General features: G+C 73.5%; 1 protein-coding gene. It reads right to left on the bottom strand.

Going from position 1 to position 3,650, the window contains the following annotated elements; translation table 11 throughout:
- Positions 1 to 3,650 (bottom strand): type I polyketide synthase (locus tag IE249_RS35170; RefSeq protein WP_189711536.1); only part of this gene is annotated, 3,650 nt, incomplete at both ends.

Raw genomic sequence — 3,650 nt, 5'->3', positions numbered from 1 at the left:
TCCTGATTGATGGCGCTCCCCCGTACGACGGCGAGCACCGGGTGGCCCTTGCGCCGGGCGTCCGACAGCCGCTCCACCAGCAGCATGCCCACACCCTCGCCCCAGCCCGTGCCGTCGGCGGCCGCCGCGAAGGCCTTGCAGCGGCCGTCCGCCGACAGGCCGCCCTGACGGCTGAACTCCGTGAAAGTACCGGGCGTCGACATCACCGTCACACCGCCCGCCAGCGCGAGATCGCACTCGCCGTCACGGAGCGCCTGGATGGCCCAGTGAAGGGCGACAAGGGACGAGGAGCAGGCCGTGTCCACGGTGACGGCGGGGCCTTCGAGGCCGAGCGCGTAGGCGACCCGGCCGGAGATGACGCTGCTCGCGTTGCCCGTCATCACATGGCCGGAGACGGCGTCCGCCATGTCGTCGAGCCCGACGTCGTAACCGCTGTAGGCGGCGCCGACGAACACGCCGGCGCGGGTGCCGCGCAGCGTGGCCGGGGCGATTCCGGCACGTTCGAAGGCCTCCCAGGAGGTCTCCAGGAGCAGTCGCTGCTGCGGGTCCATGGCGAGGGCCTCGCGGGGCGAGATCCCGAAGAACGCGGCGTCGAACCGGTCCGCGTCGTGCAGGAAGCCGCCGCCGTATGGCTCTTCGAGACCGGGCGCGGTCTCCCAGCCGCGGTTGCCGGGGAAGCCGGTGATCGCGTCGCCGGCCGACTCGAGCAGTTGCCACAGTTCTTCGGGCGTTGTCACACCGCCGGGGTAGCGGCAGCTCATGGCCACGATCGCGACGGGATCGTCGCCGAGCGCGGCCCGCGCGGCAGCGGCAGCTGCGGCGTCAGCGGAAGCGGCGGGGGCTCCGGTGTCCTGGGCCCGCTCGGTGCCGGGGAGGGCGCCGAGGAATGTGTCGCGCAAGTACCGGGCGAGCGCGGTGGAGTTGGGGTAGTCGAAGACGAGCGTGGTCGGCAGGCGGAGACCGGTCGCAGCGTTCAGCCGGTTACGCAGGTCCACGGCGGTCAGCGAGTCGAAGCCGGCATCCTTGAACGCCTTCTCCGGGTCGACGGCTTGGGGCCCGGCGTGGCCGAGCACGGCCGCGACCTGTGTGCGTACGAGGTCGAGCAGGGCCCGCTCCTGATCGGCGTGCGGCAGTCCGCGCAGCCTGCCGGCCAGTGCCGACCGGCTGTCGGCCGTGGTGCCCGCGCTTCGCCGCCGGGGTGCGCGGACCAGCGCGCGGAACAGCGGTGGCACGGATCCGGTGGTGGTCGCCGCCTCGCGTATCGCGGTGAGTTCGAGGCGGGCGGGGACGAGGAGGGCCCGGTCCGCGCGCAGTGCGCTGTCGAACAGCTCCATGCCCTCCGCCGAGGACAGCGAGCCCATGCCGGCCCGCGCCATGCGGCGCAGGTCGGTTTCGTCCAGGCCACCGGTGATGCCACTGGCCTCGGCCCACAGGCCCCAGGCCAGGGAGGTGGCGGGCAGACCTTGGGCCGCCCGGTGCTGGGCGAGGGCGTCGAGGAACGCGTTCGCGGCGGCGTAGTTGGCCTGCCCGGCGCTGCCGAGGACACCGGCGGCGGCGGAGAACAGGACGAACGCCGACAGGTCCAACTCGCTTGTGAGTTCGTGGAGATGCCAGGCCGCGTCCGCCTTGGGGCGCAGTACTCCGTCGAGGCGGTCGGGAGTCAGCGCCGGCAGCACGCCGTCGTCGAGCACGCCGGCGGTGTGCACCACGGCGGTCAGCGGATGTTCCTCGGGTACGGAGGCCAGGAGGGTGGCCAGCGCCTCGCGGTCGGACGCGTCGCAGGCGGCGACCTTCACGTCGGCGCCGAGTTCCGCCAACTCCGCCACCAGCTCGGTGACTCCGGCGGCGGCGCTGCCACGGCGGCCGGCGAGCAGCAGATGGCGTACGCCGTGTTCCCTCACCAGGTGCCGTGCGCAGACCGCACCGAGGGTGCCGGTGCCGCCGGTGATGAGGACGGTGCCATGAGGGTCGAGCGGGCGCGTCTGCCGCGCGGCGGCTTCGGGGGCCTCGACGACCTCGGTGGCCCCGGCGGCCCCGGCGGTCTCGGCAGCTTGTGTGGCTTCGACGGTGCGGATCAGTCGCGGTGCGAGCAGTGTGCTGCCGGTGCCGGCAGCGCGTACGGCGAGTTCCGGCTCCGCGCACGTCAGCGCCGCACGGGGTACGGCAGGGGAGGTTGCCGGGTCCGTGGCGTCCAGGTCGATCAGGCCGAACCGTCCGGGGTTCTCCGTCTCTGCGGAGCGCACGAGGCCCCACACCGCGGCGGCGGCGACATCGGTCACGTCCTCACCACCGGCCACGGCCACCGCGCCACGGGTGACGAAGACCAGGCGCGAACCGGCGAACCGGTCGTCCGCCAGCCACTCCTGTGCCAGGGCGAGGGCCCACCGCGTGAGTTCGTGCGCGTCCGCTGCCGTCTGCGGGCGGGGGCCACCCGAGGGCGTGGACGGGCAGGGTACGAGGACGGTGGCAGGGACGGGGGTTCCGGTGCCGGTGGCGCTCACCAGCGCGCTCAGGTCATCGAAGCGACGGGACGGAGGCAGGGGCCGCGTGGATCCGGCGTACAGCGTGACCGGGTTCTCTCCGAGGGCGGCGACGTCGGCGGGTTCGGTCGCCCGCCCGGCCGGGCCGTCCGCTTCGACGACCTCTGTCCAGTCGAGCGCGTAGAGGGGGGCCGCCGCAGCACGGCCGGTGCCGTCCGTGAGGGCTTGCGCCGGCGACCGCAGGCTCAGGCCCTCGACGCGGGCCACCGGAGCACCGGTGGCGTCGGCGACCTCCAGCGTGAGTGTGCCCTCGTTGTCGGCCGGCGTGAGCCGCACCCGTACGGCGGTCACGTCCACCGCGTGGAGCGCCACGCCGTGCCAGGAAGCCGGTACGAGAGCGGACTCGGGCTCGGAGACGGACGCCAACTGGGCGGCCGCTTCCAGCAGTGCGGGATGGAGCGAGAAGCCGCGCGCGTCCGTGTCCTCGGGCAGTCGCGCCTCGGCGAAGACCTCGTCCCCGCGACGCCAGACCTCCCGCAGCCCCCGGAACAACGGCCCGCACTCGACCCCGGCCGCCTCCAACTCGTCGTAGATGGACCCGGCTTCGACGCGTTGCGCATCGGCCGGTGGCCACTCGGCGAGACTGAACTCCGGCTCCGGAGCGGCGACATCCAGTACGCCGGTGGCGTGGCGGATCCACGACGAGTCCTCGTCGGGCCGGCCTGCCTGCGAGGAGACGGTGAAGGTGCGCCGCCCGGCCTCGTCGGCGGCTTCGAGCACGACCTGGAACCGCACGGCGCCGCGAGCCGGCACGACCAGCGGCTGGTGCATCGTCAGCTCGACAAGGTGCTCGTACCCGACCTCGTCGCCTGCACGCAGGGCGAGTTCGACGAACGCGGCACCGGGCAACACCGCCTTCCCGGCGATCGCGTATTCGTTCAGCCATGGGTGCGTGTGGAGCGACAGCCTGCCGGTGAACAAATGCGCGTCACTGCCGGCAACCGGTGTCGCCGCACCCAGCAGCGGATGCCCGGCCGCCTCCAGCCCGGCAACGGTCACGTCCCCGGCCCGCGACCCGGGCGAGAGCCAGTAGCGCTGGTGCTGGAATGCGTAGGTGGGCAGGTCGACGCGGCGGGCGCCGGTGCCGGTGTAGTACGCCTGCCAGTCGAG

This window comes from Streptomyces anandii JCM 4720, assembly GCF_014650655.1.
In the GTDB taxonomy this organism is placed as follows: domain Bacteria; phylum Actinomycetota; class Actinomycetes; order Streptomycetales; family Streptomycetaceae; genus Streptomyces; species Streptomyces anandii.
The sequence above is the reverse complement of the archived record's forward strand: the minus strand, read 5'-3'. Positions and strand labels throughout refer to the sequence as shown.